Origin of the sequence: Actinomadura sp. NEAU-AAG7 (assembly GCF_018603865.1) — a bacterium.
Lineage (GTDB): Bacteria > Actinomycetota > Actinomycetes > Streptosporangiales > Streptosporangiaceae > Spirillospora > Spirillospora litoris.
Map to the genome: position 1 here is coordinate 878,322 of NZ_JAHFZY010000002.1, position 13,938 is coordinate 892,259.

The following is a 13,938-nucleotide window of genomic DNA, read 5'->3' on the forward strand; positions in this document are numbered from 1 at the left end:
CGTCACGATTCCTCGTTGTCGAGGGTCTCGGCGCGGCCGCGCCGGGTGCCCTGCTGGATCGACGACATCATCGCCCGAAGCTGCTCGGGCGAGCGGCCGGGACGCGGCTCCGGGGCGGGCGGGGCCGCGGCGGCCTCCTCGCGCAGTTGTGAGGCGAGGTTCTCCTGCTTGACGCGCTTGGGCAGCGGCGGACGCTCCGCCGAGCCCGCACCGGGAGGGCGCCGCCGCACCTCGCGCGGGGAGCGCGGCAGCCGCTGCGGCGTGGACCGGGACCGCTCCAGCTCCGCCTCGTAGGACGGGTCGCGCCGCTCGCCCCACGCGGTGCCCGCCTGCCGCTGCTGCGGGAGCGGGCCCTGCGCGGGCTCCTCGAACACCGGGCGCGGGCCCGTCGCCTCGGACTCGGACGGCGGCTCCGGCACGGGCGCGGGCATGGGCGCGGGGGCCGGCGTCGGCGTCGGCGTCGGGGGCGGCGCGGCGGCGTGCCGTCCCGCCGGGAGTTGCAGCACCGACCCGCTCGGCGTCGGCGGCCGCGCGACGACGCCCGCCGGGACCAGCGCGTCCTGCGCGCGGCGCGTGGTGAGGGCCGGGGCTTCGGTGTCCTCCAGGGCCTCGCCGTCGCCGCGCACGACGAGTTCCTCGGGCAGCAGGACGATCGCGGTCATCCCGCCGTAGGGGGACGTGCGCAGCGTGACCTTGATGCCGTGCCGGCGGGCGAGGCGCCCGACGACGAACAGGCCGAGCTGCGCGCTGTCGGACAGGTCGAACTCGGCGGCGGTCGCGAGCCGCTCGTTGGCGGCGGCGAGGCTCGGCTCGTCCATGCTGAGGCCGCGGTCCTCGACCTCCAGCGTGAAGCCGTGCGAGACGGCCTGCCCCTGCACCTGGACGGTGGTGTGCGGCGGCGAGAACGCGGTGGCGTTCTCGACCAGCTCGGCGAGCAGGTGGATGACGTCGGCGACGGCCGGTCCGACGATCGCGGCGCGGGTCATCGGCGCGACGTTGACGCGGGTGTAGTCCTCGACCTCGGACGCGGCGGCGCGCGCCACGTCCACGATCGCGACCGGGTTGCGCCAGCCGCGCCCCGGCGGCTGCCCGGACAGGATGATCAGGCCCTCGGCGTGCCGGCGCATGCGGGTGGCGAGGTGGTCGACGCGGAACAGGTCCTCCAGGTCGTCGGGCGCCTCCATCCGCCGCTCCATCGCGTCCAGCAGCTTGAGCTGGCGGTGCAGCAGCGTCTGGCTGCGCCGGGCGAGGTTGACGAACACCTCGCTGACGTTGCGGCGCAGCGCCGCCTCCTCGACCGCGCTCTGGATCGCGGTGCGGCGGGCGGCGTTGAACGCCTCGCCGACCTGGTGGATCTCGCGGGCGCCGAAGGCCAGCGGCGGCGCCTCGGCGGCGACGTCGACCTCCTCGCCGCGCCGCAGCCTGCGGATCACGCCGGGCAGCCGCGCGTCGGCGAGGTCGATCGCCTCGCGGCGCAGCCGGGCCAGCTCGCGGACCACCGAGCGCGCCACCCACACGGCGATGACCAGGGACGCGACGACCGCGACGAGCCCGAGCGCGCCGGCCAGCACGACCCGCGTGATGATGCCGTCGGAGATCGGCTTGGCGCGCCGCTCCGCGCTCGCGGCGACCGACAGCTCCAGGCCGCGCAGCCGGGTCAGGTTGGAGTCGGCGGTGGTCTTCCACAGCACGCCGGGCGTGCCGTTGGGCCGGACGAGCCGCAGCGACCCGACGAACCGGTCCTCCAGCAGGCGGAGCCGCGTGTACTCGGGCATCCCGACGACGCGCTGGTAGTACGCCTGGTCGGCCGGGCGCAGCTCCGCCGCCGCGAACCCGTACAGGGCGCGCTGCGTCCCGACGAGCTTGACGAACTGGGCGTGCTCGGCGGGCGTCATGCGGCCCGCGGCGAGCGCGCCCGCGAGCAGCGCGTCCTCCTGCGCGAGCGTCTCGCGGGCCCGGGTCAGCGACGCCTGGTTGCGGGCGTCCTTGGCGACCTCGGAGTTGTCGAGGGTGGCGAGCGAGCCCTGGAGCGAGCCGACGTCGGCGAGCAGCGCGCTGTAGTCGGCGAACGCGCGGGCCCGGCCGGTGGCGCCGGAGTCGATCGAGCGGCGCCCGGCGGCCAGCGCGTCCAGCTCGCCGATGATCTTGTCGGCGAGCCGGCCGACCTGCGGCGGCGCGGCGCCCCGCGCGCCCTTGTCGGCGACCAGCGAGCGGAACAGCTCGGCCTGCCGGTCGGTGACGAGCCGTCCCGACTCCATCGCGGCGCGGTCGCCCTCGGCGCGGCCGCCGAGGTAGACCATCGACAGGCGGCGCTCGTTCTGGAGCGCGCTGCCGAGCGCGCCGGAGGGGTAGCCGTAGTGGTCCTGGACGGACTCGACGTGCCGGAGGTTGAGCCCCTCCCCCAGCGCGATGCTGGCGGCGAACGCCCACAGGACGCCCAGCGACACCACCGAGACGGTGACCATCAGGATGACCTTGAAGCGGATGGAGCGGAAACGCGCGGCCTTCGGACCGGCCCGCCGCTGCTCGGCGGAGGAGTCCACGGGGCGGCCTGGTTGTGGCACTTCGGCTGAACTTTCGGTCGGCGGCGGGGACGGTGCGGCGCGGAACGCGGCGGGCGGGTGCGCGGAACGCAGGAGAGCCTAGGACGGTACGCCGCCGTGTGTCGACAGTTTCCAGATCATCACATTATGTATGCGGGAATGCCCGAAATACCCCTACGATCCTTCGACGTGATGGGTCGAACACCGCGCCGCAGGACGCTCCAGCTCGCCGCCGTACTGTCGGCCGCCGCCGCACTGGCCTCCGGATGCGGCGGCGGGGAGGGCAAGGTCGCCGCCGTCCCGGAGGTCCCGATGCAGCAGGACGTGGGCGCCGGGGAGGGCCGGCTCGACCTCGTCGTGTGGGCGGGCTACGCCGAGAACGGGTCGAACGACAGGAAGGTCAACTGGGTCGCGCCGTTCACCCGGGCCACCGGCTGCCACGTCGCGGCGAAGGTCGCCGACACCTCCGACTCGATGGTCGCGCTGATGCGGACGGGACGCTACGACGGCGTCTCGGCGTCCGGCGACGCGAGCCTGCGGCTGATCTACGGCGGCACCGTCGCGCCCGTCAACACGGGCCTGGTCAGCGGGTACGACGACATCGCGCCGTACCTGAAGCAGCAGCCGTACAACTCGGTGAAGGGGCGCATGTACGGCGTCCCGCACGGCTACGGCGCGAACATGCTGATGTACCGCACGGACAAGCTCCAGCAGCGTCCGACGTCGTGGGACGTGGTGTGGAAGCCCGACTCCCCCGCCGCCGGGCACGTCGTCGCCTACGACTCCCCGATCTACATCGCGGACGCGGCGCTCTACCTCAAGGCGCACCGTCCCGACCTGAAGATCCGCGACGTGTACGCCCTCGACGGCGAGCAGTTCGACGCGGCGGTCGAGCTGCTGCGGCGGCAGCGCCCCAACGTGAACCAGTACTGGGCGAACTACCTCGACGAACTCCAGTCGTTCAAGAGCGCCGACAACTACGCGGGGACGGCCTGGCAGGTCACCGCGAACCTCGCCGCGGCCGAGAAGGCGCCGGTGGCGACCACGCTGCCGTCCGAGGGCGCGACGGGGTGGTCCGACACGTGGATGATCTCGTCCAAGGCGCAGCACCCCAACTGCATGTACAAGTGGATGAGCTGGATGGCCACGCCGCGCGTCCAGGCGCAGGTCGCGCAGTGGTTCGGCGAGGCCCCCGCGAACCCGAAGGCGTGCGCGTACACCGCGCGCGGGTTCTGCGCGACCTACCACGTCGGCGACCCGGGCTTCTACCGGCGCCTCGCCTTCTGGCGGACGCCGACGAAGGACTGCGGCGACGACCGCGGGTCCAAGTGCGTGGAGTACTCCCGCTGGGCGGAGGCATGGACGCAGATCAAGGGCTGACCGCCCGGCTCGGCCCGGTTCGGTGAACGCGCGTTCACCTGATCTTGGCAGGTTTCTCCATTGCCTTCGGGGGTCGGATCGCCTGGTCTAGACCGGTAGGCAACCGAACTGGAGGCGGGATGACTATCGGACGGCGGGCCGCGGTGTCCACGATCACGACGGCGGCGCTCGGCATCGCGCTGGCGCCCACGGCTTTCACCCAGGCCGCCTTCGCGGAGGCGGCGCCGAAGCGGCGCCGCGACCCCGAGGCCATCCTGGCGCGGATGACCGACGAGGAGAAGATCGGTCAGATGGTCATGGCGGTCACCCATGACGGCCCTGACGGCCTGCCCAACGACGAGACGCGCCGCTCCCTCCAGGACCTCAAGATCGGCTCTGTGATCACCTCGGAGCCGCGCACGCCGGGCCTCGCCGCCCGCTACTCCAACCGCGTGCAGCGGTGGGCGCAGGACACGCGGCTCGGCCTGCCGCTGCTGATGTCGGGCGACTTCGAGTTCGGGACGACGCACAACGTCCGCGAGGGCACGACGCCCCTGCCCAACGCGATGGGCCTCGGCGCGGCCCGCGACGCCCGGTACGCGCGGGAGGCGGCGGCCATCACCGCCGCCGAGGCGCGCGCGATGGGCTTCCACTGGAACTACGCGCCGGACGCCGACGTCAACACCAACCCCGCGAACCCGATCATCGGCGTCCGCTCGTTCGGGGAGCGGACCGAACTCGTCCAGGAGCTGGTCGAGGCCCAGGTGCGCGCCTACCGCCGGGCCGGGCTGATCTCCACGCCCAAGCACTTCCCCGGGCACGGCGACACCAAGACCGACAGCCACCTCGGCCTGCCCGCCGTGGAGTACGACCGCGCGACGCTCGACCGCGTCCACCTCCCCCCGTTCCGCACCGCGATCACCGCCGGCGTCGAGTCGATCATGACGGCGCACGTCGTCGTGAAGGCCATCGACCCGGACCTGCCCGCGACGCTCTCCGCGAAGGTGCTGACCGGCCTGCTGCGCGGCGACCTGGGCTTCAAGGGCCTGATCGTCACCGACGCGATGGACATGGACGCGATCGCGAAGAACTGGGGCGTCCGCGAGGCCACGGTCATGGCGGTCAACGCGGGCGCCGACATCATCATGTCGACCGGCGAGTTCTCCACCCACGTGGACGCGGTCGGCGCGCTGCTGGACGCGCTGCGCGCGGGCAGGCTCTCCCGCGCCCGGGTGGACGAGTCGGTCCGCCGCATCCTGGCCCTGAAGTGCGACTACGACGTCTTCGACCACCGCTACGTAAGCCCCCGCGCGGCCGAGCGCGTCTGCGGGAACACGGGCTTCCATAGCCGCGCCCTCGCGATGGGCGTCGCGGGCACGACCCTCGTCCGCAACGAGGACGGCGTGCTGCCGTTCGACCCGGTCGCCCGCGACCACACGTTCGTCGCGGGCGCCGCGCAGGTCGAGCCGTTCGCGAAGGAGGTGGCCGCCGCGTCCAAGGGCGCGGTGACCAGTTGGCAGTCGGCGACGACCAACCCGTCCGACGCCGAGATCACCGAGGCCGTCCGCCGCGCCGAGGGGGCCGACCGCGTCCTCGTCGCGACGTACTCCTCGGGCGAACTCCCCGAGGGGCAGGCCAAACTCGTCCGCGCGCTCCAGGCGACCGGCAGGCCCGTGGCCGCGATCGCCATCGGCCTGCCGTACGACATCAGGTCCTACCCGCACGTCAAGGCGTACGTGGCGACCTACGGCACGACGGCCCGCATCCTGCGCGTCGACCAGACCATGCACGAGGCCGCGGCCAAGGTCGTCTTCGGCACCCAGCCCGGCGGCCGCCTCCCCGTCACCATCGCGGGCCTCTACTCCTACGGCCACGGCCTCCGCTACGAAGGCTGAGTGCCAGCGCTCGTCCCGGTGGGGCCCGCCTCCGGCGCCCCGCCGGGCGGCCGCGGCCGCACTAGAGTCGAGCCACGATGCCCGATCTCCACGGAATCAACCACGTGACGCTGTCCACGACCGACCTCGACCGGCTCGTGGCGTACTACACCGATCTGCTCGGAGCACGGCTCGCGTTCGAGCGCGCCGCGACTCCTCCCGACCCCCGGGTCGCGGTCCTCGACGTCGGCGAGAACGACCACCTGATGATCGTCGAAACCGCCACCGCCCCCGCCACGGGCCTCGACCCCCTGAGCAGAGCAGGCTGGGGACTGCGGGTCGGAACCTACGAAGAACTCCATGAGGTCCGCGAGCGGATCCTGGGCTCCGGCAACCCGGTCGCGGAGATCGAGGCACTGCCCACGCAGTGGACGATGACGGCCCGCGACCCCGACGGCCGCCCCGTGGACATCCGAGCCCACCGCCCCCGCCGCTAGGGCCAGCGGAAGTCCGCGCCGAGGGACGGCACATGGTGCGGCAGGTAGCACTTGGTCGTCACATGCTCGTCCCGGCAGGCGAGGCACAGGTACGTGCGGTGCCCGCGCAGCCCCCGGCCCCGTCCGGAGCAGGGCGGGCACACGCACGGCGACCACCCGACGATGACCCGTCCGGCCTCCAGCCGGTGCCCCCGCGGGCACAGGAACGGAACGTGTTCGCGGGTGCCGCCCGCCCCTTTGACCAGCACGACAGCACACCCTACTCGAACACACGATCGACCGCGTCGGCCGCACGGATCACCGATACCAGGGACCGTGGATCGTGCACGGCAGCTCAGCGAGTTCCTCAAGACCCGGCGCGCCCGCCTGCGTCCCGACAGATTCGGGGGCCGGCGGCGGGTGCCCGGCCTGCGCCGGGAGGAATCGGCGCTGCCCGCCGGGGTCAGCGTCGACCACTACACGCGACCGGCGGCCTTGGTCGGCGAGTTGTCCCAGCACAGCGCCGACTTCCGCCGCCTGCGAGCCGACCACGGCGTGCACGGCAAGACCCGCGGCCGCAAGCGCTTCGCCCACCGGCGACTCGGTGAACTCGCGCTCGACCACGTCGCCATGCGCGCCCCCGACGGCCCCGACCCGACCATGATGATCTACAGCGCCCCCACCGGCTCCGACACCGCGGCCTCCCTCCGCCTACCGGCCGACCTCTCCGCCACCTCCCCTTCGCCCTGACCTGCGCACGTGTCGGCGGAGGGCGTAGATCGTCGGAGGGTCCCCGTCGACGCCCAGGCCGGACACCACCAGCAGTTCCTCCCGGAGGTAGCGGCGGTGGGCGCCGGGCCTCCGCTGCTGGTACGACAGCAGGCCGACGGCGGCCCACCGGTTGAGCCGGGTGGGATTCACCCCGACCAGCATCGCCGCGAAACGGGGCGTCATCCATGCGTCCGCGTCGATGCCGCTGGCCTGAGCGACCAACCCGTATTTCTTGACGGGATACTCCTCGGCTTCCTGCCCGATCACGCCGCCACCACCGTTTCCATTTGTGTTCCGATCTCCCGCGCCGTCGCGGCCAACTCGTTCGCGGGACGGATGATCTGATCCGCCCGAACGTCGTAGAACCACCACTGGCCCTGCTTATAAACACACCCGACCGTCCTTGCCCCCCGGGGCTGTCGCACCGGAATGACGCGGAGGACCACGAACCCGTCAATGACGGCGAAGACGGCCATCAACCCGTGCAACCGCTCGAACAGCTGCGCCAGATGGAACAGATAGCTGAGCCGTTCGCGCTGCGGAATGAAGGTCACCGGGCCGCGCTCCCTCTCCACGTCACGCGGAGGCGACGCGGCCTGACGGGTTCCCGGCACCTTCGCGTGCGTCCCCACGGCGCGGTCACATCCTCGGGCGGACGACCTTGCCGATCGCCTTGGCCGCGACCTGCGGGTCCCCGTCCCCCTCGATGTCCTCGCCCCACGACCAGACGCCCCGAAGCCCCGCCCCTTCCCGCCGGACGCGGATGACCTCGGCGAGCCGAGGGCCTTCGTCACCCACGACGTCGAGAAACGGCCCCGCTTCGCCGTACGGCCGGTGCAGCGACAGCTTGAACCCGCCGACCACCTCCAGCGCCCTGACCACGTCCCGAAGCCACGCGACCGCCCTCCCGTCCGGCGGCGGAGCGCTTCTTGGGGTGTCGTTGCCCATGCGTGTGTCCTTTGCGTGTTGGGACAAGGTCCACATTTAACGGCGAAACGGACTCGCGAGCCCGGTCTGCCGACTTTCCATTCGATCGTGGAAAGTTCGAAATCGCCTCCGTGCCGAATCCGAGTAGAGCACCATGAAAGCGAGACGAGCAAGGGGTCACGCGGAATCTCACCTACGAATTTCCGCAGGTCAGAGGCCCATTGCAAATCGCGCGGGCAGATGCTTTCATTTCGAGTGAAAGGCTGCCCCCGAGATGGAGGTGGTGCAGGTGCAGGAAGCCTCTACGGGTTCGACCGTGCCCCGGAGACAGCTCGGTCGGTATCTCCGCGAGCTTCGGACAAAAGCGCGCCTAACGGTGCAGGCCGCCGCGATGGCCCTGGAGTGGTCCGAGGCGAAGATGTGGCGGATCGAGACCGGGCAGACGTCGCTGAGGTCTCACGACGTCGAGACCATGTGCCGCGTGTACGGGGCACCCGACGGCCTGAAAGAGGCTCTGATGGGTCTCGCCAAGGAGACCAAGGGGAAGGGCTGGTGGCACGCCTACGGCGACGTCATTCCGGGCGGCTTCGATCTGTACATCGGTCTGGAGGAAGCGGCGGCGACGCAGGAGCAGTACTCGCCCGAGCTGATCCCCGGCCTGCTCCAGACGAAGGACTACCACCGCGCCCTGCTCAGGAAGAGCAGGCCCGACCTCCAGGCGGAAGAGATCGAGCGCCGCGTGCAGCTGCGCGTCCAGCGACAGATCCTGGTCACCCGCAGCCTGGATCCGCCCACCCTCCGACTCGTCCTGAACGAAGCCGTCGTCCGCCGCCCTGTCGGCGGCCCCTCGGTCATGGCGGCCCAGGTCGACCGGCTGGTCGAGGTGAGCGCGCTCCCCAACGTGTCCCTCCGCGTCCTCCCCTACACGACGGGCGAGCACCAGGGGCTCAACACCGGACCGTTCATCCTCATGCGGTTCCCGGTCAGGGGCGACGGACGCAGCCACGAACCACCCGTCGTTTACGTGCAGGGCTTCACCGGGGCGCTCTACCTGGACAAACCCCACGAGATTCACCGCTACGCGGAAGCGTTCGCGGAGATCTGGGACGACGCCCTGCACGAGGAGCAGAGCACAACGATGTTCCGGCAGATCGCAAGGGAGATGAACGGACCATGAGAGCCGACTTCACCGCCGCCACCTGGCGCAAGAGCAGCCGCAGCAACGCCGAACAGGAGTGCGTGGAGGTCGCCCAGGCACCGGCCATCATCGGAACCGAAGACACTGCCGCCACCTGGCGCAAGAGCAGGCACAGCAACGCCGAACAGGATTGTGTGGAGGTGACGCAGACATCGGCCGCCATCGGCGTCCGAGACAGCAAGAACCCCGAGGGTGGCCACCTCACCCTCGCCCCCACCGTGTTCGCCGGGCTGCTCGCCCGCGTGAAGTCAGGCGACCTGGACCTCTGAGCGAGCGGCGCGGTGGCCCCGGCGGCTGATCCCGCCGGGGCCGCCGCCCTGCCCTCAGGTCCCTTTTCCCGCGCCGAAGCGAAGCGCAAGGTCATCCATGTCGCGCCCCTTGAGAGCGTTGATCCCGTCGGCATCGCCTACCCGCGAGCGACTCCGAGCACCACCTCTTCGGGTGCGCCCTCGCGCATGGACGATCGATCACTGCATCACTCGGCGGGTCGCGCACGGGCGGCCGGGGCGGGGATGATCGTCCGCAGCCGACCCCGCCCCGCATGCGGCCTCCTCGGCGGCACGACCAGCGCGGGTTGCGATCGGCTCGTCGCTCCGGCCCGGCCGCCGCCGTGCTCCAGGCGCCGTCAGCCCGTTTGGGTCACGGGGATGCATACGGCATAGACCGTGTAGGAGCCGCTGGTGCTCGCCGGGTTGTTGAAGGACACCGTCCACGTGTCCCTGGCGGACGGGAAGGACTCATACTGCTGGACGGTGAGGTTGTTGCCTCCCAAAGGCGTCACCAGTCCGCCGCCCGTGATGACGGTTCCCGACGGGCAGGTCGCCGTTCCCGTGTTGAGCCCGGCCACCAGTGTGTGGGTCTCCTGGACGATCTGGGTCGGCCGGGTCGGCCCCGCTGGCCCCGCTGGCCCCGCCGGTCCCGCCGGTCCCGCCGGTCCCGCCGGTCCCTCAGGACCTGCCGCCCCTGCCGGTCCCGCAGGTCCCTCAGCCCCCGCCGGTCCTGCCGCCCCTGCCGGTCCCGCCGGCCCCTCAGGACCTGTGGCCCCCGCCGGCCCAGCCGCCCCCTGGGGCCCCGCCGGGCCCGCCGCCCCCGCCGGGCCCGCCGGTCCTGCCGGCCCTGCCACCCCCTGGGGCCCCGCCGGGCCCGGAGGTCCTGCCGGTCCGGGAGGCCCCGGCTTCCCCTGTGGGCATTTTTCCTGGCAGTGGCCCGTTTTGTCGCCGTTACCGCCGCCGGTCGCCGCCTCCCCCGGCGATGCGGCCCCCATCACCAGCGCCGAGGCCAGCGCCGGTAGGGCAGCACTCCGTAGCAGGGTTGCATATTTTCGTCTCATTCCACTCTCCTGAGCCGCTCGCCTTTCGTTCCTTGCTCGCAAACGAATCGATCCCCAGGCCGCCCCGGCCCTGACGCCTTCGCTTCAACGATCCTGCGGCGGACGGGGAGACCGACCTGTCACGTCGAGTATGAGAGAGCACGAGCAAATCGATCGAAAAGGCTCAGGCACGACAACTTCCCCTATCCCCAAGACCGAGCATTTTTCCTTCCAGCCCCCAATCCGCCTCTGACCGCTGTCTTTAGCGACAATTCACCCGATACACCTTCAGGGGTATAAATAGGAGGATTCGGGCTGATATCGCCCAAGTTGCGGATTTGACCGCCCGGCGGCGCGCACGTGCGGTCCGGGCCGGAGCGCCGAGCGGGTTGAGATCATCTGGCTCGACCTCGTGGACCACTTCGTCGCGGGGGGCGGCTCCCGCCGTCGTTGCGCCCGTGGGCGACAAGATCGGCGCCTTGGGGCGCGCCGCGTCCTGGCTCCACCGGCGCTGGGATCTTCCTCGCCGATCTCGACGTTCGCTCGATCCGCCGCGCGGTCGGCGCACCCGCTGGACGCCGGTTGACCGCCCGGTTGCGCACGCCGGGCCGAACTACACAGGCCGGCCTGCCGTCGACTGGTTCTACACGCCGTTCCAGGCCGCCGACTCGGGAGCGAGTGACGGTTGGTCAGGGGCGGTCGTGGAGGGTGATCCGGTAGCCGTCGGGGTCGGCGAAGGTGAACGTCCGGCCGAAGGGGCCGTCGATCGGTGCGGAGACGATCGTGTGGCCGTCGGCGACCAGGGCGTCGTGAATGGCTTGGACGTCTGTGGCGTGCAGCCAGATCGCGGCGCCGACGCCGGGCCAGGCGGCGGACCCGAGATCGGTGCCGGGGACGACGGCGCGGAGCGCGAACGCGATCGGCTTCGTCTCGAAGACGACGGCGTGCGGAGGCCCGGCCTGCGAGCGGACGAGGCCGAGGTAGCGCTCGTAGAACGCCTGCGACGCGTCGAGGTCGCGCGCCTGGAGCGAGATGAAGTCGGGGCCGGTGGCGGGCATGGCGATACTCCTTCGGTTCGTGTCAGTTTCCTGACACGAACGACGCTATGTCAGAATACTGACATGAGTCAAACCGACGGCGGCGTCGACCTGCGGACGTCACTGGGCTACCTGCTGAAAGAGGCGTCGAGCGCCCTCCGCGCGGCCATGGAGGAGGTGCTGCGGCCGCTCGGGATGAGCGTGACGCACTACTCCTGCCTCGAACTGCTGGCCCAACGGCCGGGCCTGTCGAACTCCGAGCTGGCGCGGGGCGCGTTCGTGACCCGGCAGACCATGAACGTGCTGCTCCAGACCCTGGAACAGGACGGCTACGTGACCAGACCCGCGGAGGCGCCCGTCGGAAAGGCGCTTCCCGCGAGGCTCACCCCCCGCGGCCGGCGGAGCCTGGAGAAGGCGACCGCGGCGGTCCGGTCCGTCGAGGTCAGGATGCTGGCGGGCATGACCGAGGCCGAGCAGGCGGACGCGTTCCGTCTCCTGAAGGGCATGATCCACTCCCTGCGCGACGGCACGACGTAGGTCCGGACGGGCTAGCCGAGGGCGCAGTTGGTCTGTTTCAGGCAGGCTTGGTGGACCAAAGTGACCAGTTCCTTCTTGGGGCGTCCCCATCCGCCGTCCCACTCGTCGCGGAGTGTGTAGAGGGAGCCGAGGGGCGGCTCTAGGTAGTCGTCCCGTTCGGAGCCGACCACGAGTGCTTCGACCTCGGTGAGCAGGCGGCCGGTGTCGATCTTGGCTGCGAGTTAGAGGACGGCGAGGTCGTCGTAGATCCGCATGGCGGCGTTGGGGTCGTCCGGCATGGGGGCCTGGGCGTCGTCGAGGGCGGCGGGGAGGATGTCGTAGACCTCGCGGCTGTCGGTTCCGTCCAGTCCGGCCAGCATTCGGAGCGTTTCGCCGTCCATGCCGTCGGCGATCCAGTGCGCCGCCCAGAGCGGTACCTGTTCCGCATTCAGGACGTGGGCCTTGAACCAGGCCGCGACCAGGCGTGGCGGAGGGATGGTTCCGCCGGGGCCGTAGTGGGGGATCCTCATTGGGTGGGTTTTGTTGTGTAGCAGTAGTTGGACTTGCCCTTGAAGTAGTGCCGGGCGCGGGAGTCGGTGAAGCGCCAGCGGCAGCCTGCGTCCAGTTGGGGTCCTGTCAGGCGCATGGTGGCGCCCTTGCGCTTTATGCAGTACGCGCCGGGGGTTGGCGTCTCGCGATATTCAACCCATTCCCAGCCTAGTTTCACGCAGTACGCACTGAAGTGGCCGGGGCCCAACTCCGCACGTGTGAGTTTGGGTCTGCGAGCCGGTGATTCCGACGGAGAAGGTGAGGAGGACGGGCGCGGCGTTCGCGGTGTCGCGCTCGGTGCAGGTCTCGCGGTTCGCTTCGTCGGTGTGGCGGACGGGCGGGCCGCCGCCGCTGCGCCGCTCGGGCTTTGTGGAACCACCCTGGCGGTGTCGTCCGGGGAGTCGCCTCCTGCCAGGCGAGCCACCACGAGGACGATCGCGGCCGTCGCTATCGCCGCCGCGATTCCGGCGGCGACCAGGGGCTTCTTGCGTTTGCTCGGGGCGGGGCCGTGGGGGGTCGTCGTCGCGTCCGGCGACACGGGGGCGGAGGACGGCGCCATGGGGACGGGTGGCGGTGACGTGCTGCCCGCGGGGCGGACCAGGCGGTCCAGGAGTTCGTGTGCGGAGGGGCGGTCCGCGGGGTTCTTCGCGAAGCAGGAGGTGAGGAGGCTTCGGAGAGGCTCCTCGATGGTGCCCAGGTGTGGGGGCTCGTGGGCTATCCGGTTGAAGACGATCGGGATCGACTCGTTGCCGAACGGGGGACGGCCGGTCGCGGCGAACACCATTGTCGACGCCCACGCGAAAACGTCCGCCGCCGGGCCCAGTTCGCCCGGCTGGAGTTGTTCCGGCGCCATGTACGCCGGGGTGCCCACCGCGCGGCTCACCATCGTCTGGGCGCCGGTGAGGGCGCGGGAGATGCCGAAGTCGATGACGCGTGGGCCGTCCGCGCCGATCAGGACGTTCTGCGGCTTGAAGTCGCGGTGGACGACGCCCGCGTCGTGCAGGGCGACCAGCGCGGTGGCGGTCGCGATGGCCAGGCGGTCGAGGGCGCTGCCCGTGCGCGGGCCCTGTTCGGCGACGATCCGGCTGAGCGGGGGCCCGTCGATGTACTCGCTGACGATGTAGCGGCGGCTCCCGATGGTGCCGGAGTCCAGCACCTGGGCGGTGCAGAAGCGCGCGACCTGTTTGGCGGCCTCCATCTCGCGGCCGAACATGTCGTCCGGGTCGTCCGGCGGCTGCGTGTGGAACAGCTTGACGGCCACCTGCGGGCCGCCGTCGGTGTGCCCGAGGTAGACGACGCCCTGGCCGCCCTCGCCGAGCCGCGCGGTGAGCTTGTAGACGCCCAGCCGCCGGGGGTCGGTGGGTTCCAGGGGCGGCACG

Annotated in this window: 17 protein-coding genes; 7 read left to right on the plus strand and 10 right to left on the minus strand. The window is 71.4% G+C overall.

Translation table 11 applies throughout. The features are described 5' to 3' along the window. Positions 1–2: 2 nt before the first annotated feature. Entirely contained in the window at positions 3–2,543 is a 2,541-nt protein-coding gene (locus KLI87_RS13305) for a nitrate- and nitrite sensing domain-containing protein (RefSeq protein ID WP_214617162.1), read from the minus strand. Between the two features lie 192 nt (positions 2,544–2,735). Between KLI87_RS13305 and KLI87_RS13310 the strand changes: the two genes are divergently transcribed. The 3 genes from KLI87_RS13310 to KLI87_RS13320 all read left to right on the plus strand — a co-directional run bounded on the left by KLI87_RS13310 (position 2,736) and on the right by KLI87_RS13320 (position 6,273). Then, positions 2,736–3,923 (plus strand): ABC transporter substrate-binding protein, encoded by a 1,188-nt coding sequence (locus tag KLI87_RS13310; protein ID WP_250903871.1) that lies wholly within the window; start codon positions 2,736–2,738, stop codon positions 3,921–3,923. A gap of 119 nt (positions 3,924–4,042) precedes the next feature. Beyond that, complete coding sequence (locus KLI87_RS13315) at positions 4,043–5,797, plus strand: glycoside hydrolase family 3 protein (RefSeq protein ID WP_214617164.1); 1,755 nt, start codon at positions 4,043–4,045, stop codon at positions 5,795–5,797. Positions 5,798–5,874: 77 nt separating this feature from the next. Continuing rightward, positions 5,875–6,273, plus strand: coding sequence for a VOC family protein (locus tag KLI87_RS13320; RefSeq protein WP_214617165.1), 399 nt, complete (start codon positions 5,875–5,877; stop codon positions 6,271–6,273). Here KLI87_RS13320 and KLI87_RS13325 read toward each other — a convergent pair. Continuing rightward, on the minus strand, positions 6,270–6,521 hold the full coding sequence (locus tag KLI87_RS13325; RefSeq protein ID WP_156216092.1) for a hypothetical protein: 252 nt from the start codon (positions 6,519–6,521) through the stop codon (positions 6,270–6,272). The two genes, KLI87_RS13320 and KLI87_RS13325, sit on opposite strands and share 4 nt — an antisense overlap. 67 nt (positions 6,522–6,588) lie before the next feature. On the opposite strand from KLI87_RS13325, the gene KLI87_RS13330 reads away from it, so the two are divergent. Next, entirely contained in the window at positions 6,589–7,002 is a 414-nt protein-coding gene (locus KLI87_RS13330) for a hypothetical protein (RefSeq protein ID WP_308165992.1), read from the plus strand. On the opposite strand, the gene KLI87_RS13335 is transcribed toward KLI87_RS13330, so the two are convergent. The 3 genes from KLI87_RS13335 to KLI87_RS13345 are packed head-to-tail and all read right to left on the minus strand — an operon-like array spanning position 6,964 to position 7,971. Next, positions 6,964–7,290 (minus strand): hypothetical protein, encoded by a 327-nt coding sequence (locus KLI87_RS13335; protein ID WP_156216091.1) that lies wholly within the window; start codon positions 7,288–7,290, stop codon positions 6,964–6,966. The genes KLI87_RS13330 and KLI87_RS13335 overlap by 39 nt on opposite strands. Beyond that, positions 7,287–7,655, minus strand: coding sequence for a hypothetical protein (locus KLI87_RS13340; RefSeq protein WP_214617166.1), 369 nt, complete (start codon positions 7,653–7,655; stop codon positions 7,287–7,289). The genes KLI87_RS13335 and KLI87_RS13340 overlap by 4 nt, the downstream gene beginning before the upstream one ends. Positions 7,656–7,662: 7 nt before the next feature. After that, positions 7,663–7,971, minus strand: coding sequence for a hypothetical protein (locus KLI87_RS13345; protein WP_156216089.1), 309 nt, complete (start codon positions 7,969–7,971; stop codon positions 7,663–7,665). Positions 7,972–8,224: 253 nt separating this feature from the next. Here KLI87_RS13345 and KLI87_RS13350 point away from each other — a divergent pair, with 253 nt between their 5' ends. Further along, entirely contained in the window at positions 8,225–9,127 is a 903-nt protein-coding gene (locus KLI87_RS13350) for a helix-turn-helix transcriptional regulator (protein ID WP_214617167.1), read from the plus strand. Continuing rightward, entirely contained in the window at positions 9,124–9,417 is a 294-nt protein-coding gene (locus KLI87_RS13355) for a DUF397 domain-containing protein (RefSeq protein WP_214617168.1), read from the plus strand. Before KLI87_RS13350 ends, KLI87_RS13355 begins: the two co-directional genes overlap by 4 nt. Before the next feature lie 356 nt (positions 9,418–9,773). Here KLI87_RS13355 and KLI87_RS13360 read toward each other — a convergent pair whose 3' ends face one another. Both KLI87_RS13360 and KLI87_RS13365 read right to left on the minus strand, forming a co-directional pair. Beyond that, complete coding sequence (locus tag KLI87_RS13360) at positions 9,774–9,995, minus strand: hypothetical protein (protein WP_214617169.1); 222 nt, start codon at positions 9,993–9,995, stop codon at positions 9,774–9,776. Positions 9,996–11,146: 1,151 nt separating this feature from the next. Further along, positions 11,147–11,515 (minus strand): VOC family protein, encoded by a 369-nt coding sequence (locus KLI87_RS13365; RefSeq protein ID WP_214617170.1) that lies wholly within the window; start codon positions 11,513–11,515, stop codon positions 11,147–11,149. Between the two features lie 63 nt (positions 11,516–11,578). Here KLI87_RS13365 and KLI87_RS13370 point away from each other — a divergent pair, with 63 nt between their 5' ends. Then, the gene (locus KLI87_RS13370; protein ID WP_156216084.1) at positions 11,579–12,031 is read left to right on the plus strand and encodes a MarR family winged helix-turn-helix transcriptional regulator; all 453 of its coding nucleotides are present in this window, start codon (positions 11,579–11,581) and stop codon (positions 12,029–12,031) included. Between the two features lie 11 nt (positions 12,032–12,042). Here KLI87_RS13370 and KLI87_RS13375 read toward each other — a convergent pair whose 3' ends face one another. The 3 genes from KLI87_RS13375 to KLI87_RS13385 are packed head-to-tail and all read right to left on the minus strand — an operon-like array spanning position 12,043 to position 13,937. Continuing rightward, entirely contained in the window at positions 12,043–12,201 is a 159-nt protein-coding gene (locus KLI87_RS13375; RefSeq protein WP_214617171.1) for a hypothetical protein, read from the minus strand. A 51-nt stretch (positions 12,202–12,252) separates the two neighbouring features. Further along, a complete protein-coding gene (locus KLI87_RS13380; RefSeq protein WP_214617172.1) occupies positions 12,253–12,540 on the minus strand; it encodes a hypothetical protein in 288 nt (95 codons plus the stop codon). After that, a complete protein-coding gene (locus tag KLI87_RS13385) occupies positions 12,537–13,937 on the minus strand; it encodes a serine/threonine-protein kinase (protein WP_214617173.1) in 1,401 nt (466 codons plus the stop codon). The genes KLI87_RS13380 and KLI87_RS13385 overlap by 4 nt, the downstream gene beginning before the upstream one ends. Between the last annotated feature and the right edge of the window lies 1 nt (position 13,938).

Coding starts and splice junctions, on each gene's coding strand:
- KLI87_RS13370 (WP_156216084.1), top strand. CDS start 11,579: ATGAGTCAAACCGACGGCGGCGTCGACCTGCGGACGTCACTGGGCTAC.
- KLI87_RS13380 (WP_214617172.1), bottom strand. CDS start 12,540: ATGAGGATCCCCCACTACGGCCCCGGCGGAACCATCCCTCCGCCACGC.
- KLI87_RS13350 (WP_214617167.1), top strand. CDS start 8,225: ATGGAGGTGGTGCAGGTGCAGGAAGCCTCTACGGGTTCGACCGTGCCC.
- KLI87_RS13310 (WP_250903871.1), top strand. CDS start 2,736: ATGGGTCGAACACCGCGCCGCAGGACGCTCCAGCTCGCCGCCGTACTG.
- KLI87_RS13315 (WP_214617164.1), top strand. CDS start 4,043: ATGACTATCGGACGGCGGGCCGCGGTGTCCACGATCACGACGGCGGCG.
- KLI87_RS13320 (WP_214617165.1), top strand. CDS start 5,875: ATGCCCGATCTCCACGGAATCAACCACGTGACGCTGTCCACGACCGAC.
- KLI87_RS13355 (WP_214617168.1), top strand. CDS start 9,124: ATGAGAGCCGACTTCACCGCCGCCACCTGGCGCAAGAGCAGCCGCAGC.
- KLI87_RS13345 (WP_156216089.1), bottom strand. CDS start 7,971: ATGGGCAACGACACCCCAAGAAGCGCTCCGCCGCCGGACGGGAGGGCG.
- KLI87_RS13365 (WP_214617170.1), bottom strand. CDS start 11,515: ATGCCCGCCACCGGCCCCGACTTCATCTCGCTCCAGGCGCGCGACCTC.